At 74.3% G+C, this 24,652-nt stretch carries 27 protein-coding genes; 11 read left to right on the top strand and 16 right to left on the bottom strand.

From position 1 onward, the window contains the following. Nucleotides 1-8 precede the first annotated feature (8 nt). From Ani05nite_RS01870 to Ani05nite_RS01850, 5 genes are all read right to left on the bottom strand, one after another. Nucleotides 9-596 carry a hypothetical protein gene (locus Ani05nite_RS01870; RefSeq protein ID WP_239129104.1) on the bottom strand — a complete coding sequence of 196 codons (588 nt, stop codon included), beginning with the start codon at nucleotides 594-596 and terminating at the stop codon, nucleotides 9-11. Between the two features lie 80 nt (nucleotides 597-676). Beyond that, on the bottom strand, nucleotides 677-1,711 hold the full coding sequence (locus Ani05nite_RS01865) for a hypothetical protein (RefSeq protein ID WP_203763608.1): 1,035 nt from the start codon (nucleotides 1,709-1,711) through the stop codon (nucleotides 677-679). Further along, nucleotides 1,701-2,333: a sugar transferase gene (locus Ani05nite_RS01860; protein ID WP_203763605.1), complete on the bottom strand. Its 633-nt coding sequence runs from the start codon at nucleotides 2,331-2,333 to the stop codon at nucleotides 1,701-1,703. Before Ani05nite_RS01860 ends, Ani05nite_RS01865 begins: the two co-directional genes overlap by 11 nt. Continuing rightward, nucleotides 2,330-3,586, bottom strand: coding sequence for a nucleotide sugar dehydrogenase (locus tag Ani05nite_RS01855; protein ID WP_203763603.1), 1,257 nt, complete (start codon nucleotides 3,584-3,586; stop codon nucleotides 2,330-2,332). Before Ani05nite_RS01855 ends, Ani05nite_RS01860 begins: the two co-directional genes overlap by 4 nt. Before the next feature lie 27 nt (nucleotides 3,587-3,613). Beyond that, nucleotides 3,614-5,560, bottom strand: a complete 1,947-nt coding sequence (locus tag Ani05nite_RS01850; RefSeq protein ID WP_203763586.1) for a nucleoside-diphosphate sugar epimerase/dehydratase — start codon at nucleotides 5,558-5,560, stop codon at nucleotides 3,614-3,616. Nucleotides 5,561-5,981: 421 nt separating this feature from the next. On the opposite strand from Ani05nite_RS01850, the gene Ani05nite_RS01845 reads away from it, so the two are divergent. Further along, the gene (locus tag Ani05nite_RS01845; protein ID WP_203763583.1) at nucleotides 5,982-7,082 is read left to right on the top strand and encodes a glycosyltransferase; all 1,101 of its coding nucleotides are present in this window, start codon (nucleotides 5,982-5,984) and stop codon (nucleotides 7,080-7,082) included. Here Ani05nite_RS01845 and Ani05nite_RS01840 read toward each other — a convergent pair. Both Ani05nite_RS01840 and Ani05nite_RS01835 read right to left on the bottom strand, forming a co-directional pair. Next, on the bottom strand, nucleotides 7,058-7,654 hold the full coding sequence (locus tag Ani05nite_RS01840; RefSeq protein WP_203763580.1) for a VanZ family protein: 597 nt from the start codon (nucleotides 7,652-7,654) through the stop codon (nucleotides 7,058-7,060). The genes Ani05nite_RS01845 and Ani05nite_RS01840 overlap by 25 nt on opposite strands. Before the next feature lie 41 nt (nucleotides 7,655-7,695). After that, nucleotides 7,696-8,301 (bottom strand): response regulator transcription factor, encoded by a 606-nt coding sequence (locus Ani05nite_RS01835; protein ID WP_203763577.1) that lies wholly within the window; start codon nucleotides 8,299-8,301, stop codon nucleotides 7,696-7,698. Between the two features lie 424 nt (nucleotides 8,302-8,725). Between Ani05nite_RS01835 and Ani05nite_RS01830 the strand changes: the two genes are divergently transcribed. Continuing rightward, nucleotides 8,726-9,421, top strand: coding sequence for a phosphatase PAP2 family protein (locus Ani05nite_RS01830; protein WP_203763574.1), 696 nt, complete (start codon nucleotides 8,726-8,728; stop codon nucleotides 9,419-9,421). Here Ani05nite_RS01830 and Ani05nite_RS01825 read toward each other — a convergent pair. Further along, on the bottom strand, nucleotides 9,402-10,583 hold the full coding sequence (locus Ani05nite_RS01825) for a PP2C family protein-serine/threonine phosphatase (RefSeq protein ID WP_203763568.1): 1,182 nt from the start codon (nucleotides 10,581-10,583) through the stop codon (nucleotides 9,402-9,404). The genes Ani05nite_RS01830 and Ani05nite_RS01825 overlap by 20 nt on opposite strands. A gap of 132 nt (nucleotides 10,584-10,715) precedes the next feature. Here Ani05nite_RS01825 and Ani05nite_RS01820 point away from each other — a divergent pair, with 132 nt between their 5' ends. After that, nucleotides 10,716-11,372: a DUF3159 domain-containing protein gene (locus Ani05nite_RS01820; RefSeq protein WP_239129103.1), complete on the top strand. Its 657-nt coding sequence runs from the start codon at nucleotides 10,716-10,718 to the stop codon at nucleotides 11,370-11,372. Here Ani05nite_RS01820 and Ani05nite_RS01815 read toward each other — a convergent pair. From Ani05nite_RS01815 to Ani05nite_RS01805, 3 genes are read right to left on the bottom strand one after another with little or no spacing between them, the layout of a single operon-like run. Then, nucleotides 11,337-12,800 (bottom strand): glycosyltransferase family 2 protein, encoded by a 1,464-nt coding sequence (locus Ani05nite_RS01815; protein WP_203763557.1) that lies wholly within the window; start codon nucleotides 12,798-12,800, stop codon nucleotides 11,337-11,339. The genes Ani05nite_RS01820 and Ani05nite_RS01815 overlap by 36 nt on opposite strands. Continuing rightward, complete coding sequence (locus tag Ani05nite_RS01810; protein ID WP_203763551.1) at nucleotides 12,797-13,897, bottom strand: HEAT repeat domain-containing protein; 1,101 nt, start codon at nucleotides 13,895-13,897, stop codon at nucleotides 12,797-12,799. Before Ani05nite_RS01810 ends, Ani05nite_RS01815 begins: the two co-directional genes overlap by 4 nt. Then, nucleotides 13,897-14,271 (bottom strand): response regulator transcription factor, encoded by a 375-nt coding sequence (locus Ani05nite_RS01805; RefSeq protein WP_203763548.1) that lies wholly within the window; start codon nucleotides 14,269-14,271, stop codon nucleotides 13,897-13,899. The genes Ani05nite_RS01810 and Ani05nite_RS01805 overlap by 1 nt, the downstream gene beginning before the upstream one ends. 143 nt (nucleotides 14,272-14,414) lie before the next feature. On the opposite strand from Ani05nite_RS01805, the gene Ani05nite_RS01800 reads away from it, so the two are divergent. Both Ani05nite_RS01800 and Ani05nite_RS01795 read left to right on the top strand, forming a co-directional pair. Next, nucleotides 14,415-16,226, top strand: coding sequence for a sensor histidine kinase (locus Ani05nite_RS01800; RefSeq protein WP_203763545.1), 1,812 nt, complete (start codon nucleotides 14,415-14,417; stop codon nucleotides 16,224-16,226). Nucleotides 16,227-16,235: 9 nt separating this feature from the next. Beyond that, nucleotides 16,236-17,444, top strand: coding sequence for a pyridoxal phosphate-dependent aminotransferase (locus Ani05nite_RS01795; RefSeq protein ID WP_203763542.1), 1,209 nt, complete (start codon nucleotides 16,236-16,238; stop codon nucleotides 17,442-17,444). Between the two features lie 40 nt (nucleotides 17,445-17,484). On the opposite strand, the gene Ani05nite_RS01790 is transcribed toward Ani05nite_RS01795, so the two are convergent. Continuing rightward, on the bottom strand, nucleotides 17,485-17,763 hold the full coding sequence (locus tag Ani05nite_RS01790; RefSeq protein ID WP_203763539.1) for a helix-turn-helix transcriptional regulator: 279 nt from the start codon (nucleotides 17,761-17,763) through the stop codon (nucleotides 17,485-17,487). Beyond that, the gene (locus Ani05nite_RS01785) at nucleotides 17,763-18,251 is read right to left on the bottom strand and encodes a hypothetical protein (RefSeq protein ID WP_203763536.1); all 489 of its coding nucleotides are present in this window, start codon (nucleotides 18,249-18,251) and stop codon (nucleotides 17,763-17,765) included. Before Ani05nite_RS01785 ends, Ani05nite_RS01790 begins: the two co-directional genes overlap by 1 nt. 153 nt (nucleotides 18,252-18,404) lie before the next feature. Between Ani05nite_RS01785 and Ani05nite_RS01780 the strand changes: the two genes are divergently transcribed. Next, complete coding sequence (locus Ani05nite_RS01780; protein WP_239129235.1) at nucleotides 18,405-19,397, top strand: hypothetical protein; 993 nt, start codon at nucleotides 18,405-18,407, stop codon at nucleotides 19,395-19,397. 52 nt (nucleotides 19,398-19,449) lie between these two features. Here Ani05nite_RS01780 and Ani05nite_RS01775 read toward each other — a convergent pair whose 3' ends face one another. Further along, nucleotides 19,450-20,019 (bottom strand): helix-turn-helix domain-containing protein, encoded by a 570-nt coding sequence (locus Ani05nite_RS01775; protein WP_203763530.1) that lies wholly within the window; start codon nucleotides 20,017-20,019, stop codon nucleotides 19,450-19,452. Nucleotides 20,020-20,066: 47 nt separating this feature from the next. Here Ani05nite_RS01775 and Ani05nite_RS42180 point away from each other — a divergent pair, with 47 nt between their 5' ends. Both Ani05nite_RS42180 and Ani05nite_RS01765 read left to right on the top strand, forming a co-directional pair. After that, a complete protein-coding gene (locus Ani05nite_RS42180) occupies nucleotides 20,067-20,909 on the top strand; it encodes a class I SAM-dependent methyltransferase (RefSeq protein ID WP_203763527.1) in 843 nt (280 codons plus the stop codon). After that, nucleotides 20,906-21,550, top strand: a complete 645-nt coding sequence (locus Ani05nite_RS01765; RefSeq protein ID WP_239129101.1) for a DNA-3-methyladenine glycosylase family protein — start codon at nucleotides 20,906-20,908, stop codon at nucleotides 21,548-21,550. Before Ani05nite_RS42180 ends, Ani05nite_RS01765 begins: the two co-directional genes overlap by 4 nt. A gap of 7 nt (nucleotides 21,551-21,557) precedes the next feature. Here Ani05nite_RS01765 and Ani05nite_RS01760 read toward each other — a convergent pair whose 3' ends face one another. Next, nucleotides 21,558-21,944, bottom strand: coding sequence for a VOC family protein (locus tag Ani05nite_RS01760; RefSeq protein WP_203763521.1), 387 nt, complete (start codon nucleotides 21,942-21,944; stop codon nucleotides 21,558-21,560). A 91-nt stretch (nucleotides 21,945-22,035) separates the two neighbouring features. Between Ani05nite_RS01760 and Ani05nite_RS01755 the strand changes: the two genes are divergently transcribed. The 3 genes from Ani05nite_RS01755 to Ani05nite_RS01745 all read left to right on the top strand — a co-directional run bounded on the left by Ani05nite_RS01755 (nucleotide 22,036) and on the right by Ani05nite_RS01745 (nucleotide 23,762). After that, on the top strand, nucleotides 22,036-22,647 hold the full coding sequence (locus Ani05nite_RS01755) for an RNA polymerase sigma factor (protein WP_203763518.1): 612 nt from the start codon (nucleotides 22,036-22,038) through the stop codon (nucleotides 22,645-22,647). Beyond that, nucleotides 22,644-23,456, top strand: coding sequence for a hypothetical protein (locus Ani05nite_RS01750; RefSeq protein WP_203763514.1), 813 nt, complete (start codon nucleotides 22,644-22,646; stop codon nucleotides 23,454-23,456). The genes Ani05nite_RS01755 and Ani05nite_RS01750 overlap by 4 nt, the downstream gene beginning before the upstream one ends. Before the next feature lie 75 nt (nucleotides 23,457-23,531). After that, entirely contained in the window at nucleotides 23,532-23,762 is a 231-nt protein-coding gene (locus Ani05nite_RS01745; RefSeq protein WP_239129099.1) for a hypothetical protein, read from the top strand. On the opposite strand, the gene Ani05nite_RS01740 is transcribed toward Ani05nite_RS01745, so the two are convergent. Continuing rightward, complete coding sequence (locus Ani05nite_RS01740; RefSeq protein ID WP_203763511.1) at nucleotides 23,759-24,601, bottom strand: carbohydrate kinase family protein; 843 nt, start codon at nucleotides 24,599-24,601, stop codon at nucleotides 23,759-23,761. The two genes, Ani05nite_RS01745 and Ani05nite_RS01740, sit on opposite strands and share 4 nt — an antisense overlap. Nucleotides 24,602-24,652: the final 51 nt, after the last annotated feature.

Below are 24,652 nucleotides of genomic sequence, written 5' to 3'. Positions count from 1 at the left end.
CGTCGGCGCTACCGGCAGGGCGGCACGTACCGGTGGACGCGCAGCCCCCGGAAGGTCAGCTCGTTCGGTGTCTTGCCCACGAAGACCAGCCCGCGCGCCTCGCTCAGCGCCGACGCGTACGTGTGCGCCGGCGCGCCCAGTTCCGGCACCGCCGCCCACGCCTCCGGGCGGAAGCTGAAGAACCTGGTCACCACCCGTCCCCCGGTGGACGGCACCACCGTCGCCCACTGGGCGCCGCCGCTCCAGTGCGAGGCCGGGCGCAGTTGCACGTACAGGTCGTCGGTGGCGCTGTAGGTGAGGCGGAAGCCGGCGGAGCGGGACAGGTCGGCCTGGGCCTCGAACTGGTTGCCGAGCCAGACCACCGCCACGTGCCATTCGGCGTTCACGAACGTCACCCGGGCCTCGTAGCCGCCGTGCCGGGGCACCAGGAGGCTGCCGGTCGCCGGGACGGTGGCGCCTTCGCCGCTGGCCAGCCACTGCTGGAGGCGGTCGATCGACGGGGTGGCGCATTCGCGGGGCGGGGTGGGGTGTGCGGTGGCCGGGGGCGCGACCAGCAGGCCGGCGGCCAGCACCATCGCGGACAACGTTGCTGCCATGGACGACCTGCGCATGACCCGACCCCATCTCAGTAAGCTTTGTTAAATATTGGTCGGCTCCCTCCATGAAGTCAAGAACGTCAATGTCCGAGCACCGCCGCGACCCGGCGGACGTCCTCCGGCCCGCAGCGGTGGTCCACCGGTACGGTGAGGATCCGCGCGGCCCAGTCGGCGGCTTCCCCGTCGCCGCTGGTGAATCCGTCGCGGTCCTGCCGCCAGTGCACCGGGGCGAAGATCCCGTGTTCCCCCAGGTGCCCCAGCAGCGCGTCGCGGGCGGCCGCCGAGGCGCAGAGCAACTGCACCCGGAACGGGGCCGCCCCCGCCGGTCCCCCGGTCAGCAGCCGCCACCGCGGACTGCCCGCGCCCAGCGCCGCGACCAGGGCGTGGGCGTTGCGCGTGCTGGCCGCGCGCAGCCCGGCCACGTCCAGCAGGGGCAGCAGCGTCGCCGTCACCGTGCTGGCCGGTCCGGCCCCGCCCAGCAGGGCCTGCTCACCCCGCTGCTGCAGGGCGCGGAACATCTCCTTGGGCACCGGCCGGCCGGCCAGCCACGCCTGCTTGAGCAGCATCGCGGCCAGCTTCAGGTCCGCGCCGGCGCCGCGTTCGCCGGCCGGCCGGGGCAGGTCGAGCCCGCGGGGCGACCACAGTAGACCGCCGTCGGGCAGCGGCAGGGTCTTGCGCAGCGAGGCCATCGCGTACGGGGCCGTGCTGTGCCGGGCCCAGTCGCTGAACGGGTCGTGCGAGTGGTCCTCCACCACGGGCACGCCGGGGTGCGCGCGCCTCCACGCGTCCCACGGCGCCGGGTCGTCGCGGCCGAAGAGGTTCTGGGTCAGCACCACGTCGCCGGGCGCCGCGCGCAGGGTCGCCAGGCGCGGGCCGGCGCCGTCCGGCAGGTGGCGGTACCAGGCGATCGGCACGTACGCCGACAGCGCCTCGGCCACCCCCATGCAGAAGAACGACGGCACGTGCAGCCGGCCGGCCGGCGCCAGCCGGCGCAGCAGCGTGCTCAGCGCCCCGCAGCCGGTGGCGAACAGCTCGAACCGTGCCGGCAACAAGGAGGGTGAGGACCCGACGGCCGCCGGGTCCCAGTGGAACTCCGAGCCGACCTCAGGCCGCACGGCCGGTGTCCCGCGCCCGCCGGATGTTGAGCTCGTCGACGTGCACCGGCGCCTCGTCGCGGCGCAGGGTGGCCACGGTGCGCCAGAGGATGCGCAGGTCCAGCGCGGGCGAGCGGTGGTCGACGTACCAGCGGTCCAGGGCGAAGCGCTGCGGCCAGTCGATGTCGTCGCGCCCGTTGACCTGGGCCCAGCCGGTGATGCCGGGCTTGACCTCCAGCCGCCGGGCGTCCTGGGCCGAGTAGTGGGCCACCTGCGGCAGCACGTCCGGGCGCGGGCCGACCAGCCGCATCTGCCCGCGCAGCACGTTCACCAGCTGGGGCAGCTCGTCCAGGCTGGTGCGGCGCAGGAAGCGGCCGCAGCGGGTGATCCGCGGGTCGTTCTCCACCAGGCCGAACGGGTCGTCGATGCCGAGCTGCGCGCTGAGCGCGACCGAGTTGTGGACCATGGTGCGGAACTTGAGCATCCGGAACGGGACGCCGCCGAGGCCGGCGCGGTCCTGCACGAACAGGATCCCCGGGCCGTCGGCGATCCGGATCCAGGCCGCGATCACCAGGATCACCGGTGACAGCAGCAGCAGGGCGACGGCGGCGGCCAGGCGGTTGAGACCATCCCACACGGTCATAGCGACTCCACGTTCGGTCCGGTGATGCGGTGCCGGGTGTCCAGGACGTAGCGGGCGTGCGTGACGACCAGGTCCAGGTCGAAGGCGTCGTGGTCGGCCAGCAGGATCACCGCGTCGGCCGCGGCGAGCTGCTCGGCGCTCGCGGCGACCCGGACGACGCGGCGGTCCACGTGGGCGTCCTCGACCACGTGCGGGTCGGCCGCGCGGACCTCGGCGCCCATCTCCAGCAGCAGCGCCGCGACCCGGCGGGCCGGCGACTCGCGGGCGTCGCCGCTGTTGCGCTTGTAGGCCAGGCCCAGCAGCAGCACCGTGGAGCCGTTGACCGGCTTGCGGCGGGTGTTGAGCGCGCCGACCAGCCGCCGCACCACGTAGTCGGGCATGTGGTTGTTGATGTCGTTGGCCAGCTCGACGAAGCGGAAGCTCTGGCCCAGCGTCCGCTGCACCCGCCAGGACAGGTAGGACGGGTCGATCGGCAGGCAGTGCCCGCCGACGCCCGGGCCCGGCACGAACGGCAGGTAGCCGAACGGCTTGCTGGAGGCCGCCGCGATCGCCTCCCAGACGTCGATGCCGAGCTCGTGGGCGAACACCGCCAGCTCGTTGACCAGCGCGATGTTGACGTGCCGGAAGGTGTTCTCCATGAGCTTGGCCAGCTCGGCGACCTTGGGGTCGGAGACCGGCACGGTGTGCTCCACGACCGAGGCGTAGAAGGCCCGCACCCGGGCCAGCGACTCCGCGTCGATCCCGGAGACGACCTTGGGCGTGGTGACCAGGTTCCACGTCCGGTTGCCCGGGTCGATGCGCTCGGGGCTGTAGCCCAGGTGGAAGTCGACGCCAGCGATCAGCCCGGAGCCCTCCTCCAGCAGCGGGGCGACCAGCTCGGTGGTGGTGCCCGGGTAGGTGGTCGACTCCAGCGCGACCGTGGCGCCGGGACGCAGGTAGCGGGCCAGGGTGCGGGCCGACTGCTCGATGTAGTGCAGGTCGGGGGTGCCCTCGCGCAGCGGCGTCGGCACCGCGATGACCGCGACGTCGAAGCCGGCGCACGAGCGCGGGTCGGCCGACGGCTGGAACGTGCCGGCCTCCAGGACCTCCTGCAGCTCCGCCGACGAGACGTCGTCCACGTAGGACTCGCCGGCGACGAGGCGCTTCACGCGTTCCTCGTCGACGTCGAAGCCGACCACCGAGTGGCCGACCTGGGCGGCGCGGACGGCCAGCGGCAGTCCCACGTACCCCTGGCCGGCGATCACGACCCGCATGCGTGCTCCCTTCGAGCCTGAGCGCCGCTACGCGGCGGTGGTCTTGTTGCGACGGCCGTTGCGCAGCGCGACCGGCGCCGGGGCCACCCGGGCCGGCGACAGCGCCGGGCTCTCGGCGAGCCAGCGCAGCACGGCAATCAGGTCCTGGCGCGGCACGGCCGGGTCCAGCAGCGAGAGCACCGAGCCGTCCAGCGGCGGCACCGGCGCCTGGGAGATCAGCGGGTGGTGCGGGCGGTGGTCGGGCTCGCCCGGGCCGAGCAGCGTCTCCGCGAGCTTCTCCCCGGCCCGCAGTCCGGTGTAGACGATCTGGATGTGCCGCTCGGCGGCGGCGGCGATGCGGCGGGCCACGTCGTCGATGCGGACCGGCTCGCCCATGTCGAGCACCAGCACCTCGCCCGAGCTGTCGATGGCGCCGGCCTGGATGACCAGGCGCACGGCCTCCTGCACGGTCATGAAGTAGCGGGTCATGTCGGGGTGCGTGACCGTGATCGGGCCACCCGCCTCGACCTGCGCGGCGAAGGCGGTCAGCACCGAGCCGCGGCTGCCCAGCACGTTGCCGAAGCGCACGCTGCAGTAGGTGCCCCGGGTGGCCTCGTCGGCGGCGGCGGTGAGCCGCTCGGTGATCCGCTTGGAGTAGCCCAGCACGCTCACCGGCTCGGCGGCCTTGTCGGTGGAGATGTTGACCAGCCGGTCGACGCCGTGGCGCAGGGCCGTCTGCAGGATCTGGTACGTGCCGATGATGTTGGTCTTGAGCGCCTCGGAGGGGTGCATCTCCAGCAGCGGCACGTGCTTGAGGGCGGCGGCGTGGAACACCACCTGGGGCCGGTGCTCGGTGAACACCTCGTCGAGGCGCTGCTGGTCGCGGATGTCGGCGACGACCAGGTTGCGGTCGTCGAGCATGCCGCGGCCGTCCAGCGAGAGCTGCACGGCGTGCAGGCCGGACTCGTCGCGGTCGAGCATGACCAGCCGGGCCGGGTGGAAGCGGGCGACCTGGCGGCACAGCTCCGAGCCGATCGAGCCGCCGGCGCCGGTGACCAGCACCCGGCGGCCCGCCAGGTAGCCGGCCACCGCCGCGAGATCGATGCCGATCTCGCGGCGGCCGAGCAGATCGGCGTGGCTGACCGGCCGGATGTCCTCGACCGAGACGGTACGGCCGAACAGCTCGACGACCGGCGGCACCACCTTCAGGTCGATGTTGAGCGGCGCGGCCAGCCCGGTCAGCTCGCGGACCAGGTCGGCGCCGGCGCTGGGGATGGCGATGAGCACCGCGTCGGCCCGGTAGCGCCGCGCCACCTCGGCCAGGTCGTGCCGGTTGCCGGCCACCGGCACCCCCATGATCCGCAGGGTGCGTTTGGTGGGGTCGTCGTCGAGCAGCGCGACCGGCACGTACGGGCTGAACGGGCTGCGCAGCATCGCGCGGATGACCTGGGTGGCGCCCTCGCCGGCGCCGATCACCACGACCCGGGTGCCGGGCTCCGGCGAGGGACGCAGCCGCTGGTCGTCGATCAGCCGGACGGCGTAGCGGACGCCGGCGGTGAGCACCAGCGCGATCAGGCCGGCGCCGATGATGGCCGAGCGCGGCACCAGCCGGCCGAGCAGGGTGTCCAGCACGAAGACCACCGGCGTGGTCACGGCCGCGGTCCGGGCCAGCGCGGCGATCTCCTCGAAGCAGCCGTACGACCAGCGTCCGGTGTAGAGGCCGAACCGCAGGCCGGCCACGGTGTGCACGACCGCGGCGACCATCGCGAGCGCCAGCAGCCCGGACAGGTCGACCCGGTGGAAGTCGCCGTCGTGGCGCAGCAGGGTGGCGATCAGCAGGGCCAGGCCCAGCGCCGCGGCGTCGACCCCGGCCCGGGCGGCCCGGCCGGGTAACGCCGCGCGCAACCACGGCGCCGGCCGGGGGCTCCGAGCCCGCCACCGGCGCGCGGCCGGGTGCCCCGCGGTGGCGTCGGGAGCTGCTCGCCGTACCTGCATGGATTTCCTCCCTGTACGGATACCGGCGGGTCGGGAAATGGAGCGCCGCGGCCACCATTGCGGATTGATGAAATGGCGCTCCGGGCGCAACGCTGATCGCTTTTCAGCGCTTACGAATAGAGGTTGCCAGTCGCCGCAGAACGAGCACAGTAGTAATTGTCATGGCCTACCTGAGCATGTTTCACGTTCAGTCCGCGGGGTCGCCGAGCGCTCTCGATCGCTTGTGCCGCAGCGACTTCCGGCGTCGCGGGGCCGCCGATCGGCCGGGCCGGCCGCCGCGTTTCGCGGCATCGGCGGCATTCATGTTCGGCATGACATCTGCGACTTACGCGCCGGCCGGCGCTCTGGCAGCGTGGCTGGCGCGCTCGCCGAGCCAGGAGCGGAAAATGACGCCTTACCGCGCGCACCCGGACCGCCGGACATGAGAGTCCTGCACGTCATCAGCGCCACGGGCCACGGCGGCGCCGAGCATCAGCTGCGGTTGCTGGTGCACCGGCTGCCGTACGACTGCGACGTGGTCACCCTGTCGCGGCCGGGAGCGGCCGCGGCCGCGATGCGCGCCGACGGCACGACCGTGCACGAGGTCGCCGCGGGCGGCGCCGCGGCCACCGTCGTCCGCCTGCGCCGGCTGATCCGGCGCGGCCGCTTCGACCTGGTGCACACCCACCTCTACCGGGCCTGCGTGCAGGGCCGCTTCGCCGCGCGGCTGGCCGGCGTCCAGCCCGTCGTGGCCACCGCGCACCACCTGAGCGAGCAGTCGGTCGAGGGCCGCCCGGCGACCGCCGCGGTCCGCGCGCTCTACCTGGCGGGCGAGCGCCTCGGGCAGGCCACGATCGCGGTGACACCGGCGGTGGCCGAGCGGCTGCGCTCCTGGGGCGTGCCCGGCACGCGCATCACCGTCATACCCAAGGCCCTCGAGGTCGCCGAGTTCCGTTTCGACCCGGCGCTGCGGGCCGCGGTCCGGGAGCGGCTGGGGATCGCGCCCGGCACGCCGGTCGTGGGCGCGGTGGGCCGGCTGGCGCACGGCGAGGGCATCGACCGGCTGATCCGGGCGGTCGCCGAGGTGCCCGGCGCCAGCCTGCTGCTGGTCGGCGACGGGCCGGCCCGGGTCGCGCTGGAACGGCTCGCCGTCATCGAGGGCGTGGCCGACCGGGTGCGGTTCGCCGGGTCCGTGGACCACGTCCGGGCGATGCTCTGCGCGATGGACGTGTTCGCCTCCCCGGCCGGCCCCGGCACCAGCGGCCTGGTGGTGCTCGAGGCCCTCGCCGCCGGCCTGCCCGCCCTGTACGCGGCCTGCCCGCCGCTGGAGGAGCTGGCGGCGGCCCGCGCGGCCGTCGAGGGCACGCACCGGCTCTCCCCGCGCGACCCGGAATCGCTGCCCCGGGCGCTGCGCACCGAGCTGCTCAGCCACCAGGAGCGCCACGGCGCCCGGCTGCCCGCGCGGTCGGCCGGCGCCCGCTACAGCGCCGCCGGGATGGCCGCCGCGGTCGCGCGGGTCTACGAGCGGCTGGCCGGGGGGTGAGCCTTCGCCGGGGCCGGCTCGTCCGGGCCGAGCGACCAGGGCCGCACCGCCCGGCGTACCGGCGCCGACCGCAGGGCCCGCCGGAAGATCATCCAGCCCAGCAGCGCGCCGAGCGTGTTCGCGGTCAGGTCGTTCACGTCGGCCCACCGGTTGCCGTGCCCCGCCAGAACGACGACGGCCTGGGTGATCTCGATGCCCAGGCTGGCCAGCAGCCCGGTCAGCACCACCGGCCGGCGGTCCCGCACCCCGGCCACCAGGTACAGCAGCGCCGCCAGCGGCAGCGTCATGACGATGTTGAGCAGGAAGTCGCCCACCCGCACGGTGACCAGCGGGACCAGGGTGATCCGGTAGAGCTCGGGCGGGCCGGCGCCGGGCCCCCAGGCCAGGTGCAGGGGCAGCAGGGTCGCGCCGACCACCGCGACCGCGTACCAGCCGGCCAGCCAGGCCGTGAGCAGGGGCCGTGGGCCGAGCCGGCCGCGCCGGCGCAGCACCACCGCCGAGACGGCCATGAGGAGGACGCCGAGCGGCAGCAGGATCGGCAGCGCCGGCACGTCGAGCTGGTGGTAGGGCATCCGGGACAACGGTACGTCGGCCACGCGCCGCACACCGCCGGTCAGTGCAGCCAGCCGTCCTTGCGGGCGATGCGGATCGCGTCCAGGCGGTTGCGGGCGCCGGTCTTGGTGATGACGGCGGACAGGTAGTTGCGCACGGTGCCGCCGGAGAGGTAGAGCCGGCCGGCGATGTCGTTGACCGACTCGCCCTCGGCGGCCAGCCCGAGCACCTCGAGCTCGCGGGTGCTCAGCCCGCGGTCGGTGTTGAGCGAGGCGGCCTGCAGCAGCGGCGAGACGACGCGTTCGCCCGCGGCCAGGCGCCGGACCGAGTCCGCCAGCACCGCCCCGGAGACGTCCTTGAGCAGGAAGTTGAGCCCGCCGGCCCAGCGCCGGGGCGGGAGCATGCCGCGCTTGGCCGGGTCGCACAGCAGCAGCATGGCGCAGGACGGCAGGGTGGCGTGCAGTTCGGCCGCGATCGGCAATACCTGACTGACCATGTATTCGGTGTCGATGACCAGCACCGTCGGCCACAATTCGGCCGCCCGCTGCGGGAGGTCGCCGGCGAACGGAACGGTGCCGACGTAATGCAGATCGGGCTTGCCCTCGAGCAGCACCCGGACCGGCACACCGAAGTATCCTTCGTCCCGCACCACCGCTACGCGAATCATGGCCCCACCCTCGCCGATGGACGTCCCGGCCCGGCCGGATCGTCGCCTTGCCGCCGCACGCCTGACCTCTCAGGTCTACTTCGGAGGCGCCAGCCGAGTGGATAGCCCGTCCGTCTCGACATGTGCGCACGTTTACCCGTTGAACCCCGAGTTTTCCCAGGTCATCTCGCATTTGTGCCGATGAATCCGCACGCCTATCGACCGATGTCAACGTACCGCCGCCGCCGGTATCCGACACGCGGGATAACCGATCAACCGAGGAAGGTCTGCCGGATCTTCACCCCGGGCCGACGGAAAGGCGCGAGCGAAACGCCCGACACCTGATGGGAAAACGCTCGATGTCGCTGCTTGTCGCATTTCTCCGGCAGGGAGCGCCCGCGGGCCCGGGTTTCGGGGCGAGGCCGGTGCGGGTAATGCGCCGGGCATGGCAGATTTCGCGGTTCAGGCCCTCAAGCGGGTGCTTCTCCCCGTCGCCGTGTTGCTCGGCGTCATGATCACCCTGGGTCTGCTCATCACCAAGGTCATGATGCACGTGTGGCCGCTGACGGTCGAGGACTCGGTGAACCGCGAGCTCGAACGCGACCGCACCCACGACATCAGCCTGGTGTCGCTGGTCTTCAGCACCCTGGCCAGCACCCCGGCGATCATCGCGGTGACCGTGCTGGCGGCGATCGTGCTGCGGCTGACGCTCAAGCGGTGGCGCGAGTCGATCTTCCTGTGCGCCGGGGTCTGCGCCCAGGCCCTGGTCTTCTTCCTCACCACGCTGGTCATCGACCGGCCCCGCCCGGACGTGGAACACATGGACACGTCCCCGCCGACGTCGAGCTTCCCCTCCGGGCACACCTCCGCCGCCGTCGCGCTCTACCTCGGCCTGGCCGTGATCCTCTACCGGGTGGCCGACCGGACCTGGCTCAAGCGGGCCGCCTGGCTGCTGCTGCTGGTGCCGATCGGCGTGGCCCTGACCCGGATGTACCGCGGCATGCACCACCCCAGCGACGTCGCCGCGTCGTTCCTCAACGGCGGCATCTGCGTGCTCGTGATGACCCGCGCCGTCCTGAACCGCACCGGCATCCCCGCCCCGGGCACCAAGGCGCGGCGGCTCACCACCGCGAAGGCGTGACCGCCGGCGGCGGCTGCCACTGCACCAGGGCAGCCGTCGCGTCGTCGCGCAGCTCGCCGTTCTCGTACGACACGATCGCGTGGATGAGCTTGCGCATCGACTCGGCCGGCGAGCCCTCGGCCAGCGCCCGCACGATGAAGCTGACCAGCCGGTCCAGCCCGAACAGCTCACCGTCGGCCGAGCGCGCCTCGGTGATCCCGTCGGTGTAGAGCACCAGCGTGTCGCCCGGCTCGAGCAGCACCTCGGTGACCCCCGGGGCCCGGGGCAGCATGTGACCGAGCCCGAGCGGCAGCGCCGTCGGCGTGGGCAGCCCCGGCATCGCCCGGCCGTCGCGGATGAGCAGCTCGGCCGGGTGCCCGGCGGCGATCCGGCGGTAGACCCCGGTGCTGGTGTCCAGCTCGCCGAGCACGGCCGTGACGAAGGCGCCGGGATACTGCGCGCGGATCCACTTGTCGATCGACCGATAGGTGTCGGCCAGGTCCAACCCGGAGCGGCGGGCATTGCGGTACGTGTTCAGCGTCAGCGTCGTCAGGGCGCTCGCGCTGATCCCGTGCCCCACGGTGTCGAACAGCGCCACGTGCACGGTGTCGCCGTTCGCCGCGTAGTCGAAGGCGTCGCCGCCCACGTCGTAGCAGGGCTCCAGGACCGCGGTGACCAGGGCGCCGTTGGCGGCGAAGGTCAGCGGCGGCAGCTGGTTCCAGATGATCTCGGCGGCCAGCTGCATCGGCAGCCGGCGGCGGGTCCGCTCCACCGCGTCGCCGTAGAACCGCCGGCTGGCGATCAGCTCGGCGACCAGCGCGGCGATCACCGCGAAGTCCCGGAACCGGCGCTCGTCCGGCTCGTCGTGCAGCCACACCTCGAGCACGCCGAGACGTTCCGCGCCGTGCAGCAGGGGCAGCCACAGACACCGCTCCTCGGCGATCGTCCGCGCGGTGCAGAAGGTCTGCCCGGCCAGCGTCCCGTCCACGGGGCGTGGCTCGCGGCTGCCCGGGGTGCCGTGCAACGGCCACAGCGACACCTGCTCGTAGTCGACCAGCAGCACCGTGACGCTGACGGCGTCGAGCAGCGGCGCGACGTCGGCCAGCGCCGGGGGCAGATCCTCCGGCCGGCTGCGGTACCGCAGGTCGAGCAGACGCCGTACCGCTTCCATCGAGTCGGGCACCCGGATCACCTCCGCCAAGCCCTTCCCCGAACCAGGCCCCCCTCAATCACCGTGCAGGTCGACGCGGCCACCTCGGGCTCCATGGCCCGTCGCCACCGGTTAGGCTGGCCTAACTCGAGAACGGGGTGGGACGTGGCGCAACCGGAGTCGCTGGCCGATCTGCTGGGCGGGCGGCGCGCCGCGCTGGACGCCACCGTCCCGCCGATGGTGTTCGTGGCCGGATGGCTGGCCGGCGGCCGGTCGATCTGGGTGGGCGCGGGCGCCGCGATCGCCGCCGCCGTGATCGTCTCCGGCTGGCGGCTGCGGCAGGGCGACCGGCCGCGGGCGGTCCTGGTGGGGCTGCTCGGCGTCTGCGTGGCCGCGCTGATCGCCCTGCGGACCGGCCGGGCCGAGGACTTCTTCCTGGTGCAGATCGTCACGAACGCCGCGAGCGCGCTGGCCTGGGCGGTCAGCATCGTCATCCGGTGGCCCCTGCTGGGCGTCATCGTCGGCGCGGTGCTCGGGCAGAAGACGCGCTGGCGGCGGGACCCGGCGCTGCTGCGGGCGTACTCGCGGGGCAGCTGGGTCTGGGTCGCGCAGTATCTCGTGCGCCTGGCCGTGTTCGTCCCGCTGTGGGCCGCGCACGCGGTCGTGGCCCTGGGCGTCGCCCGCGGGGTGCTGACCTGGCCGCTGGTGGCCGCCTGCCTCGCGGCGAGCTGGTGGGTGATCCGGCGCAGCCTGCCGGACGGCCACCCCGGCCTGCGGCACCCGCGCTCAGGGGTCGACGCCCACGCCGACGGGCTCGGCTGACTCCCGGACGGTGTCGAAGCCCTCGCGGTGCATCGTGCCCCACTCGGCCCGGCGCCCGTGCAGCGCGCCGAGCGCGCCCCGGACCTGCCAGACCGCGAGGATCTGCCGGTAGCCGAAGTTCTCCAGGATCGCCGCCACCACGCCGCGCAGCAGGTCGCTCCAGCGCGGGTAGCGGTGGAACGAGACCTCCTCGATGAACAGCGAGACGAGGCTGACCAGCAGCCCGTAGCCGTAGGCGACCAGCACGAAACGCCACATGAACCCGACGTCGACGGCGCCCGCCCAGAGCCCGAGGGGCAGCAGCACCAGCGCGGCCAGCTCGATGAACGGCGCCAGCAGCTCGAAGACCACGTAGTAGGGCAGCGCGAGCAGGCCGATCCGGCCGTACCGGGGATTGCCGATCATCCCGCGGTGCTTGCGCAGGATCTCGGCGATGCCGCGGTGCCAGCGGCGCCGCTGGCGGCCCAGCACGGCCAGGCTGGACGGCGCCTCGCTCCAGCTCACCGGCTCGGCGACGAAGATGACTCGGTAGTCCTGCCGGCGCCGGCGCAGGTGATGGTGCAGCCGGACCACGAGCTCGGCGTCCTCGCCGATGGTGTCGGTGGCCATGCCGCCGATCTCGACGACCAGGTCGCGCCGGAACAGGCCGAACGCGCCGGAGATCACCACCAGGCCGCCGAGGCGCGACCAGCCGGTGCGGCCCATCAGGAACGCCCGCAGGTACTCGACCACCTGGATGCGGAGCAGCCACTGCCGGGGCATCCGCACGTCCACGACCCGGCCGCCGATCACCTTGCACCCGTTGGCGATGCGCACCACGCCACCGCAGGCGGCCACGCGCAGCGGATCGTCGCCGAAGGGCTTGGCCACCGACAGCAGCGCGTCCGGGTCCAGCACGGAGTCGGCGTCGACCATGCAGATCAGCGGGTGCCGGGCCAGGTTGATGCCGACGTTGAGCGCGTCGGCCTTGCCGCCGTTGGTCTTGCGGACCACCGTCAGCGTCTCCGGGTGGGCCCGGGCGACGTGCACGGAGAGCACCTCGGAGTGGTACGGCACCTCGCCGGGCACCACCCGCGGCACCTCGACCAGGTCGAACTCGGCCCGCAGGAGCGCGAACGTCTCGTCGCTGGAGCCGTCGTCGACCACCACTACCTCGTAGCGCGGATAGCGCAGGGCGGTCATCGCCGTGACCGCCGCGACGATCCCCGGTCCCTCGTTGTACGCCGGCACGATCACCGACACCGGCAGCGTCAGCGGGCTGCGGAACATGTCGTCCGCGCCGGCGAACGGGGCGCGCCGCAGGTGCCGGCCGAACTCCAGCCCGGCCATCGCGATGAGCACCAGGTAGCTGCTGTTGAGCGCGACGAAGTAGGCGAAGATCAGGACGTCGGCGCCGCGCAGGATCTCGCGGACGAGCTCGTGGGTCACGCCCCGGCCCCTACCCGCTCGCCGCGCTCGGCCCCGACCCGGGACAGCGCCAGGGCCTCCTGGGCGTGGCTGGCCGACGACGAGGGCCGCGCGTGGGCGCCGCCCCGCTCGGCCTCGACGGCGGCGACCAGCGCCTGCTCGCCGGGCCGCCCCAGCCGGCGCAGCGCGTGCGCCGCCTCGTGGGCCACCTGGAACGCGCCGTCGTCGAGCAGTTCCACCAGGACCGGCACCGCGCCGGGCGCGCCCAGCTCGCCGAGGGCCCGGGCGGCGGCGGCCCGCAGCGCCGCGGGCCGCGCCGGGTGCAGCGCCAGCGTCAGCGGTTCCAGCGCGGTGCGGGTGCCGAGCTTGCCGAGGTTGGTGGCGGCGGCGACCCGCACGTCGAGGTAGCTGTCCTCGCGCAGCACCCGGGCGATGCGGCGTACCGAGCCGGTGGCGCCGAGCAGGCCGAGCGCGTCCAGGCAGACGGCGCGGACCCGGGCCTGCGGGTGGTCGAGGGCGGCCGACAGCGTCACCTCGGCCTCGGCGCCGAGCTGCACCAGGGTGTGCGTGGCCAGCAGCGAGGGCACCGGGTCGGCGCGGTCCAGGCTGGCGATGATGCGCCACGCGGCGGCCGGGTCGCCGATCCGGCCGAGCGCACGGACGGCGACCACGCGGACCTCGTCGTGGCGGTCGGTGAGCAGCCGGCACAGTTCCGGCACGGCCTGGCGCAACTCGAGGTCGCCGAGCACCTGGGCGGCCCGGGCCCGCCTGACCCGGCCGCGCGAGCGCAGGTCCCGCAGCGCGGTCCGGGCGGTGCCCCGCTGCAGGAAGACCGAGACCAGGGCCAGGTGCGCCTCGCCGCGCAGCTTGCCGAGCAGCGCCAGCGCGCCCGGTTCGGCGGCCCGCCAGGCGTCCTCAGGGATGGCGACCAGCTCCTGCGCGCCGTGCTCGCCGTTGTCGGCGGCGAAGGCGAGCAGCGCCCGGCGCGGCCCGGCGGCCAGCTCCGCCCGGCGGCGCTGCCGGCGCCGGCGGCTCACCCGGACGACGACGATCGCGGCCACGGTCGCCGCGACGACGACGGCCAGGATCTCCAGGACGACGGTGAACAGGCCCAGCATCAGCTGCTCACCCGGGCCAGCGCGGCCTCCACCCGCAGCAGCAGGTCACGGGGGCTGAACGGCTTGACGATGTACTCGGTGGCGCCGGCGGCGTACCCCTGCTCCAGGTCCTGGGGCCGCGACCGCGCGGTGAGCATGATGATCGGCACGGTCGGCGGCAGCGGGCCGGCCCGCAGCTCGCGGCAGACCTCGATGCCGGACATCCGGGGCATCCGCACGTCCAGCAGGACCAGGTCCGGCGGGTTCTCCCGGGCGGCACGCAGGGCGGCGACGCCGTCGGCCGCGGCGACCACCGTGAAGCCGCCCCGGGTGAGCTTGTACGACACCAGGTGGCGGATGTCCGGATCGTCCTCGACGAGGAGGATCGTGCTCATCGTCCTCCTGCCGGCCGCGGTTCGGAGCTCCTGCGCCGCCCAATATATCCGTTGTGCGAGCCTTGTTCGGCGCGAACGGTAGCAATGCGGCAACCCGTATCCGCGCTGCTCATGCCCCCCGGCCCCGGGTCGATAGGGGGGCCGTGAACATCCGGAAGGTGCTCGGCTCCCCGGGCCGGCGCGGCGTCGCCCTGGCGGCCACCGTCCTGACCCTCGGGCTCGGCACCGGCGCCGGCGCGGCCGCCGGTCTCACCGCGGCCGCCGGGGACGCCGGCACCGCGGCGCTCGCGCTGCGGACCGCGAGCGTGCGCGGCGCCCTGGACACGACCTTCCAGCGGTACGCCGACACGATGCAGGACCTCGCGGCCGCCGCCGCCCGGCCCGCCGCCGCCCTGGCCCCGACCCTGTCCCGCGTCGCCGCCGCCCACCTGCCCGGCGCCCACCAGATCATCGTGGTCGGCGCCGACCGCACCGTCCGCGCCCGGCAGACCCTCGACGGCAGCATCCCGGCCGGACCGCCGGCCCTCGCCGCCGGGCCCGAGCTGGCCCGCGGACTGGAGCTGGCCCGCCAGAGCGGCCGGCTGGTCGCCGGCCCCGCGCACGTGCTGCCGGCCGACCGCGGCCTGCCGCCGGCGCACCGCCAGCCGGCGTTCGAGTTCGTCGCGCCCGTGCACGACGGCGAGTTCCTCGGCTGGGTCGTGCTGGCCGTCCGCGCCCCCGACCTGCTGCGCGAGTCGCTGCAGGCGGCCGGCGTCACGGGCGTGGCCACCGTGCTGACCGAGACCTCCCCCGACGGCGTGACCCGCGAGGTGGCCCGCTGGGCCGAGGGCGGCGAACCGGTCGGCCACACCAGCGGCACGGCCGATCTCACCCCGGCCGCGCACACCTGGCAGATCCGGGTCCGCCCGACGACCGCCCTGATCAGCGCCGCCCGGGCCGCCGCGGCGCCGCTCACCCTGCTCGGCGCCGTACTGGTCAGCGGACTGTGCGCGGCGCTGCTGCTGGTCACCGACCTGGGCCGCCGGCGGGCCGAGGCCCGGGCCCGGCGGGCCGCCGCCGGGCGGCGACGCGACCTGGACGCGCACCGCGCCGAACTCGACCGGCAGCGCGCCGAGCTGGAGCGGCACCGGGACGACCTCGCCGAGCAGCGGGCCGGCCTGGACCGGCGCTCGGCCGCGGAGCAGGAGCTGCGGGAGCGCGCCGCGGCGGCCGAGCAGAGGCTGCGCGAGCGCGAGGCGGAGCTGTCCGGCTTCGCCGTGGCCGCGGCCGACCACCTGCACGCCCCGCTGCACACCGTCGCCGGCTTCACCGAGCTGTTGCTGGAGGACACCGGTCCGCAGCTCGACCCGGCCGCGCGCGGCTTCCTCGACCGCATCGCCGGCAGCACCGCCCGCATGCTGGCGGTGGTGGACGACCTGCAGACCTACGCCACCGCGAACGACGCCGCCCTCAAGCTCGAGCCGGTCGACGCGGGCGGGCTCGCCCTGGGCGTGGTCGCCGGCCACCTCGACGGCGCCGGCGGCGAACGCCCCAGCATCGACGTCGGCGACCTGCCGGTGGTCACCGCCGACGCCGAGCTGATCGGCGAGGTGCTCGGCCAGCTGGTCGACAACGCCATCCGCTTCGTCCGGCACGGCACGGCGGCCCGGGTCACCGTGGCGGCCCGTGCCCACGCCCCCGGCTGGTGGCGCGTCGAGGTCGCGGACCGCGGCATCGGCGTACCGGAGGAGGAGCGCACCCGGATCTTCGCGCCGTTCCACCGGGCCCCGGCCGCCGAGGGCTTCCCCGGCACGGGCCTCGGGCTGGCCGTCTGCCGGCGCATCGTGGCCCTGCACGGCGGCGAGCTCGGCGTCGAGCCCAACCCGGGCGGCGGCAGCGTCTTCTGGTTCACCGTGGCCGCCGCGCCGGTGGCCGCGGCCGCCGGCCCGGAGCTGCAGGCGGCCGACAGGTCCTAAGCTCGCAACATGGTGGAGCAGGCGAGCAGGCTCAGGAACGTCCGGTACGACATCCGCGGCCCGGTGCTGCGCCGCGCCCAGGAACTGGAGGCCGCGGGGCACCGCATCCTCAAGCTCAACCTGGGCAACCCGGCGCCGTGGGGGCTCAGCACGCCGGAGCCGATCGTCGCCGACATGGTCATGCACCTGGGCGACGCCGAGGGCTACAGCGACGCGCGGGGCATCTACTCGGCCCGGGTCGCCGTCGCGCAGTACTACCAGACGCTCGGCGTGCGCAGCGTGCAGCCCGACGACATCTTCCTGGGCAACGGCGTCTCCGAGCTGATCGTGATGTCGTTGCAGGCGCTGCTCAACACGGGCGACGAGGTGCTGGTGCCGAGCCCGGACTATCCGTTGTGGACCGGCGCGGTGACGCTGTGCGGCGGCCGGCCGGTGCACTACAACTGCGACTCCGGTCAGGGCTGGGCGCCCGACCTGGAACACGTGGCCGCCCAGGTGAGCCCGAACACCCGGGCCCTGGTGATCATCAACCCGAACAACCCCACCGGCGCGGTCTACTCCCGCGAGACCCTGCTGGGCCTGCTGGAGATCGCCCGGCGCAACAACCTGCTGGTCCTGGCGGACGAGATCTACGACAAGATCCTGTACGACGACGCCAAGCACGAGTGCGCGGCCGCGCTCGCCCCGGACCTGCTGGTGCTGACGATGAGCGGGCTGTCCAAGGCGTACCGGGCGGCCGGCTTCCGGTCGGGCTGGATGGCGGTCAGCGGGCCCACCACCCACGCGACGGAGTACCTGGAGGGGCTGCAGCTGCTGGCCAACATGCGGCTGTGCCCGAACGTGCCGGCCCAGCACGCGGTGCAGACGGCGCTCGGCGGCTTCCAGAGCATCACCACGCTGATCCGCCCGGGCGGTCGCCTGTACGAGCAGCGCAACCACGCCTGGCGCAAGATCAACGAGATTCCCGGGGTGGACTGCGTCCGGCCGGCGGGCGCGCTGTACCTGTTCGCGCGCCTCGACCCCGAGGTCCACAAGATCCGCGACGACCAGAAGATGATCATTGACCTGCTGGAGCAGCAGCTGATGCTGCTGTCGCACGGGACCGGGTTCAACCTGCCCACGCCGGACCACCTGCGGATGGTGTTCCTGGCGCCGGTCGACGTGCTCGACGACGCCACCGACCGGCTGCGGCGCTTCCTCGAAACCTACGAGCAATAGCAGCGGCAGCGGGGCCGGGGGTGCACGGCATCCGTACGGGTCACGGGGCCGCCGCGGCGCGCGGCAGGCCCTCCCCCGGCGGTTCGGGGTCCCACAAAGCCTCCACGGAGGACCGCAGGGCCTTGGCCACCTTGATGGCCAGGTAGACCGAGGGGGCGTAGTCGCCGGTCTCCATGGCGATGATCGTCTGCCGGCTCACCTGGACGGCGGCGGCCAGGCCCTGCTGGGTCAGGCCGATCTCCTTGCGGGCCGCGCGGACCCGAGTGCCGGCCGCGCCGTCACCGTCCGGGGAACGGACCGGGCCGGAGGGGGGCGTCATCAGTCCTCGTCCCCGGCCAGCGCCTCGCGCCGCGCGCGACGGCGGCCCTTCACGACCGTCGCCGCGACGCCCAGGAGCGCGCCGAAGGCACTGCCGAAGGCCGCGCCCTGCCACGACGAGTCCCCGGGGCGCGATACGTACAGCGCGCCGACGACGAACAGTGCGTACGGCACGACGTTGAGGACGAACAGCAGGATGCGCTTGGCGCTCCAGGTGCGCGGGGTCGTGTCGACCTGCCGGCGCCCCACGTACAGGGTCGCCAGCATCTGGGGGGCCCAGGCGGCGGCGAGCATCACCGCGAGGGGCAGCACGGAGGCTTTGCCCAGCGGCAGCACCATGACAGCCGCCGCCCAGGGCAGGAGCAGCGCCTGCAGCGAGGCCGCCGTCGTCATGCCCTCGTACCACCGGAAGCGCTCGCGTTCGTCGCCGTAGAGGTCGCCGTCGGGGTCCAGGCACCAGCGCACGACCCGATCGAGGATTGTCGTCATGCGATCCATCATCGCGTTAAGTCCACTTGACGTCAAGAGGACTTAACGTTGGTCGGGAAACCGGGAGTTCGACACGGCGCGCGGTTACTTCCGGCCCTTACCGGCGCCGGCCGATCGCGATACGACCAGGGGGCAGGGAAGGAGAGTTCCGTGATGTTCTTGAAGGGGAGCCGGACCGTGATCCGCCGGCTGGCCGCGCCGAGCGCGGTCGTTCTCGCGCTGCTCGTCGTTCCGTCCGGACCGGCCGCCGCGTCGGGCTGGTACCGAGCCGTGGACCTCGGTTTCGGGGGTGAGGCGCGCGCCGTCAACAGCCACGGCCAGATCGTCGGCGAAGGATCGGTGGGCGCCGGCGCCACCGGGACGCACGGGTTCCTCTGGTCCGCCGGCAGGGTGACCGACCTGGGCGTGCTGGAGCACGGCGAGCGGGAGTACGGCCGGGCGACCGACGTGAACGACCGGAGCCAGGTGGTCGGGTTCAGCGTCTTCCGCGCCGGTCCGGAGCAGTCCTACGCGCACGCCTTCCTCTGGCAGCACGGCGTGCTGACCGACATCGACCCGGCCAGCCTCGACAGCATGGCCACCGCCGTCAACGACCGGGGCCAGGTCGTCGGCACCCGGTACACCGCCGAGGGCGCTCACGCCTTCCTCTGGCAGGACGGGACCATGACCGACCTCGGCACCGGATACGCCGGGGACGTCAACGACCGGGGTCAGATCATCGGCCGGAACGCGATGGGCGGCACCGGGGCCACGATGTGGTTCCGCGGCCGGGTGTACGACCTGGGCGCCCCGCCCGGGCTCGATGACTGGCGGCCGATCGCCATCAACGAGCGGGGCTGGATCGCCGGTAACGGCGGATCGATCACCGAGCGCGCGTACCTGTGGCGCGCCGGCGCCTTCCGCGACCTGGGCACCCTCGGCGGACCGACGGCCTCCGTCGTCGACATCAACGACCGGGGCCAGGTTCTCGGCCTCAGCGAGACCGCGGCCGGCGGCCTGCACCCGTTCCTCTGGCAGGGCGGCGCAATGATCGATCTGACCACCCGGGGCATCCCGGAGGACGTGACCGTCAACGCCCTGGGCAATCGCGGAGAGATCCTGGGAACGGTCGGTGAGCACGCCGGGTACTACCGGCTGGAACGCTGAGCGCGGAGCCACCAGCTCCGGTGGCGGCGACGGGCCGGGCCGCCGGCGGTGTTCAGGATCCGTGCAGGTGACTGCGCTGCCCGTCGTGGTCGAGGATGCAGATGAGCTCCGCCGGCCCGTCGTGGCCGCCGAACGCGTGCGGGATCATCGTCGAGAACTCCGCCGCCTCGCCGGCACGGACCAGGATCGTGCGCTCCCCCAGCCGCAGCTCGACCGTCCCGGACAGCACGGTGAACCAGTCCTTGCCCGGGTGCACCCCCAGCTCGGCGGTCTCCCGCACCGGCCGGCTGACCCGGATCTTGGCGACCGTCACTCCCGGCAGTCCGGGATCGCGGCTGAGCAGCCAGGTGGTCAGGCCGCGCGTCTCGTCGCGGTGCGGCCGGATCACCACGTCCTCGTCGGCGACCGGCTCGACGAGCTGGTCCAGCGTGGTGCCCAGCGCCCGGGCAATCGGGGCCAGCTGGTCAAGGGCGATGCGCCGGTGGCCGGTCTCGATCCGGCTCAGCGTGGACGGGCTCAGCCAACAACGCGCGGCCAGGTCGTCGAGGGACCAGCCCCGGGCCACCCGCAGCCCGCGGATGCGCTTGCGGACCAGGGCGTCCAGATCACCGTCTTGCGTCATACGCAAGATGCTATGCCGTACGCGCAATGCCCGGCTAGGGTCGCAGCATGGCTGACCATCACCACCACCGTCACGAGCCGGCGCACGACACCGACGCGCTGGCCGACATGCTCGACCTGGACGCCGAGGTGCTGCGGGACCACCTCGACGGGCTCGTCGAATGGCTGCACGAGCGGACCGGCGGGCGGGCCCGGCGGATCCTCGACCTGGGCTGCGGCACCGGCACCGGCGCGCTGGCCCTCGCCACGCGCTTCCCGGACGCCGAGGTCACCGCCGTGGACATGGCCGAGCCGATGCTGCACCGCGTCCGCGCCAAGGCCCGCGCCCACGGCCTGGACGGGCGGATCCACACCCGGCAGGCCGACCTGGACGCGGGCTGGCCCGCCCTGGCGCCGATGGACCTGGTGTGGGCGTCGGCGTCGCTGCACCACGTGGCCGAGCCCGACCGGGTGCTGGCCGACGTCCTGGCCACCCTGCGGCCCGGCGGCGTCTTCGCGGTGGCGGAGCTGGAGGCCATCCCGACCTTCCTGCCCGACGACCTCGGCGTCGGCCGGCCGGGGCTCGAGGCCCGCTGCCACGCCGCCCTGCGCGAGGGGCTCAGCCACGAGGTCCCGCTGCTCGGCTCGGACTGGGGCCCGCGGCTGGCCCGGGCCGGCTTCACGGTCGAGGCCGAGCGGGTGTTCCGGATCGAGCTGACCCCGCCCCTGCCCGCCGCGGCCGGCCGCTACGCCCAGGCGTGCCTGCGGCGGCTGCGTACCGGGCTCGACGGCCGGCTCGACGCCCAGGACCGCGACACCCTCGACACGCTGCTCGACAGCGACGCCATCCTGTCGCGCACCGACCTCACGGTCCGCACGACCCGGACGGTGTGGCTGGCCGTACGCCCGTGAGCGCCGACCGGCAGGCCGCGATCGCCGAGCTCGGCCGGCGCGAGCCCGTGTTCGCCACCATCGTGGCGCGCTTCGGGCCGCCGCCGGCGTGGGACCGGGAACCGGGCTTCGTCACCCTGGTGCGCATCGTGCTGGAGCAGCAGGTCTCGCTCGCCTCGGCGCAGGCCGCCTTCGACCGGCTGGGCGCGGTCGTCGCGCCGCTCACCCCGCGGGGCTTCCTGCTGCTGGACGACGCGCAGTTGCTGGCCGTCGGCTTCAGCCGGCAGAAGGCCCGCTACGTGCGGGCGCTGGCGGCGGCCGTGCGGGACGGCTCCCTGGAGCTGGACGCGCTGGCCGGGATGGACGACGAGACGGTCGACGCGGCGTTGCGGGCCGTCCCGGGCATCGGCCCGTGGACCGCGACGATCTACCGGCTGATGGCGCTGGGCCGCCCGGACGCGTGGCCGGTGCACGACATCGCCCTGGCCCAGGCGGTCGCGGAGCTGTGGGAGCTGCCCGCGCGGCCCTCCCCCGCCGAGATGCTGACGATCGCCGAGGACTGGCGGCCGTGGCGGGCCATCGCGGCGCGGCTGCTGTGGCACTACTACCTGTCGACGCCGCGGGGACGCCCGGGCCGGACCCTGACACCCCCGGTCGCCTGACCAAGGCTCACGACTCCCCGGTGACCCGTTCCGCCGCCGAGCGGGTCACGCAGAACTCGTTGCCGGCCGGGTCGAGCAGCACGGCCCAGCCGTCGCCCGCGGGCGTACGGTGGTCCGCCAGCAGGGACGCGCCCAGGCCGAGCAGCCGGTCGACCTCCGCGTCGCGGTCGCGGTCGCCCGGCTCGAGGCAGACGTGCACCCGGTTCTTCGCCTGCTTGGGCTCCGGCACCGCCTGGAAGAACAGCCGTGGCCCGCCCGGCGGTTCGATGATGACCTCGGCGTCGCCCGGCGCGCATTCCGGATGGACGGGGTGACCGACCACCTCACCCCAGAACAGCGCCAGCGCGTACGGGTCGGCACAGTCGAACGAGACGTTACGGATCAACGAGACCATGCCGCCACCCTAGAACGGCCCCGCCGCCGCACCCCTGTAGTGATCCTCACGGTGATGGACATGAGGGGGTGTGACCAGATCCCATGTCCCCATGACGGCCAGCCGACCACCGGACGTCACGCCCGGTGACGAGGCCGCCTTCCGAGCCCTGTTCGAGGCCGCGTACGACGACCTGCTCTGCTTCGTCGAGCGGCGCACCCATCCGCTCGCCGCGGAGGACGTGGTCGCCGAGGTCTTCCTGACCGCGTGGCGCCGCCTGGACGACGTACCGCCCGGCCTGGACCAGGCCCGCGCCTGGTTGTTCACCGTCGCGCACCACCTGCTGCGCAACCACCGCCGCGGCGACCACCGCCGGCAGGCCGTCGCCCTGCGCATCCTGCGGGAACCCGGCAGCACCGTGGCGGAGCCCGCCGACGTCGCCGGCCGCGTCGACCTGAGCAGGGCCTGGGACCGGCTCAGCCCCGGCGACCAGCAGGTCCTGTCCCTCACCGCGGTAGAGGACCTGACCGGCCCGCAGGCCGCCCGGGTGCTCGGCATCTCGGCCACCGCGTTCAGCCTGCGGCTGCTGCGCGCCCGCCGCCGCCTGCGCAAATTCCTCACCGGGGAGCCGGCCGAGTTCCTCACCGGGGAGCCGGCCGAGTTCCTCACCGGGGAGCCGGCCGAGGCCGCCCCCACCACCACCGAACCGGGAGCACCCGCATGAGCAACGACGACCGGCACGACCTCGACCTGCGGCTGCGCGCCGCGGCCACCCCGGTGGCGCCCGGGCGGGTGCGCCAGGCGTCCGCGCAGGCCCTGCTGGAGCGGATCGTCGCCACCCCCCGTACCGCCGGGAGCCCGGCCCGCCCGGCCGCGCCGCGCACCCGCCGGCTCCGCTGGGCCGCCGCCGCAGCAGCCGCCGTCGCGGTCACCGGCGCCGCGCTGGTCATGCCGGGCCTCGGCGGCGAGGACCAGGCGTACGCCTCTTGGACCGACACGCCGGCGGCGCTACCGGCCGGCGACACCCGCGAGCTGAGCCGGGAGTGCGTGCGCCAGGAGCTGGAGCCCGGGTACGGCTACACCCAGGCCGAGCTGGGCGCCGCCCGGAACGTTCTCGGCGAGCGCCGCGGGGCGTACCGCTACCTGTCCATCGCCACCGCGCGGTGGACCGCCACCTGCTTCCGCGACCGGGCCGGAAAGGTGCACTTCGGCAGCGTCATGGAGGCGCCCGTGACCGACGCCGCGCTGGGCCGCCGAGGCGTCGAACTGCAGGGCTGGGGGCAGCTCCGGACGAGCGAGGGCTACGCCCGGCTGATGTCCGGGCACCTGGGCTCCGACGTCGTCGCGGTCGACGTCGTCCTGCACGGCGGCCGGACGGTGCACGCCACCGTCAAGGACCGGTACTTCGTCGCCTGGTACCCGGAGGCGGTGGACGCCACCGGCGGGGCCACCCTCACCCTGAAGCTGGCCGGCGGCGGCACCGTCGCCGGCCTGCCGGCCCGGGACCTGATGGAGACGCCGAAGCTGGACTGAGCGACGCCCGGCCGCGCCCCGGAACACCGGCGGCGCGGCCGGGCATCACCGGGCCGGCACGGGGTACTACCGCCGGTGAGCGACGACGGAGGGGACCCCATGGGCAGCGAGGACAGCGTCACAGCCGACGCCGGCAGCAGCACCGACCAGCACGTCACCGGCGCGCCGGAGACGGGCGAGTTCATCACCGACCAGGCGCCGACCGCGACCACGCCGGCGCACGGCAGCAGCAATTCCGGCGTGAACGCGACGGGCGCCAACCGGCAGGACGCCGACGCGCCCGAGGACGGCGAACAGGCCGGCTAGGAACCGGCCGCCAGGTCGGGTGATCGGACGCAGGCGGCCGCCGCGCTCGTGGCCCGGGCCAGGCAGCCGGACAGCTCCTGCCCGGCCAGGTGGGCGCTGAGGAAACCGGCGAAGAACGCGTCGCCCGCGCCGTTGGTGTCCACCACGTCGGACACCGGCTCGGCGGGCACCTCGACGATCTGGCCGCCGGGCGCCAGGGCCAGCGCGCCGCGGGCGCCCCGGGTGCAGACGGCGAGGCGTTTGCCGGCGGCGATCTGCTCGTGCAGGAAGGTGTGCGGGTCGGCGAGCCGCTCGTCGCTGACGAACAGGTAGTCGGCCGTGTCGCGGAACTCGGCGTGGAAGGCGCTGCGGCCGTCGTAGTCGTGCAGGTCGCACCACACCGGCCGGCCCAGGGACCGGGCCACCGCCAGCGCCCGGCGGCTGTGCTCGGCCAGGTCGACCACGACAGCGTCGGCGCCGGCCAGGGCCGCCTCCAAACCGTCCGCTCCGGGCGCGGCGGCCTCGGGCAGGGTCAGATAGAGCGACAGCCGCCGGCCGGCCCCGTCCATGAGGTTGACGTGCCGCTCCGAGCCGTTCACCGAGCGCCCTGCGACGAGGTGGATGCCGTCCGGCAGGGCGCGCCTGATCCGCTCGCCCGTCTCGTCGTCGCCGAGCAGCGTGTACAGGGTCACGTCCAGCCCGAGTCGCCGCAGGTTCAGGGCCTTGCCGGCGGAGGTGCCGCCGAGCCCCTCGTGATGCCGCTGGGCGAAGACGGCGTGCGGCTCGGGCGCCGGCAGCTCGGCTACGTACACCAGAAGGTTCCAGGACACCGGACCGATGACGAACACCCGCGACGGCATGCGGTCACGCTACCCGCGGGGCGCCGGGACCAGGGACGAGCGGCGCGGCCG

Source organism: Actinoplanes nipponensis (assembly GCF_016862275.1).
Taxonomy (GTDB): Bacteria; Actinomycetota; Actinomycetes; order Mycobacteriales; family Micromonosporaceae; genus Actinoplanes; species Actinoplanes nipponensis.
Note: the sequence above shows the minus strand (reverse complement) of the source record. Positions and strands in the feature narration are given on the sequence as shown.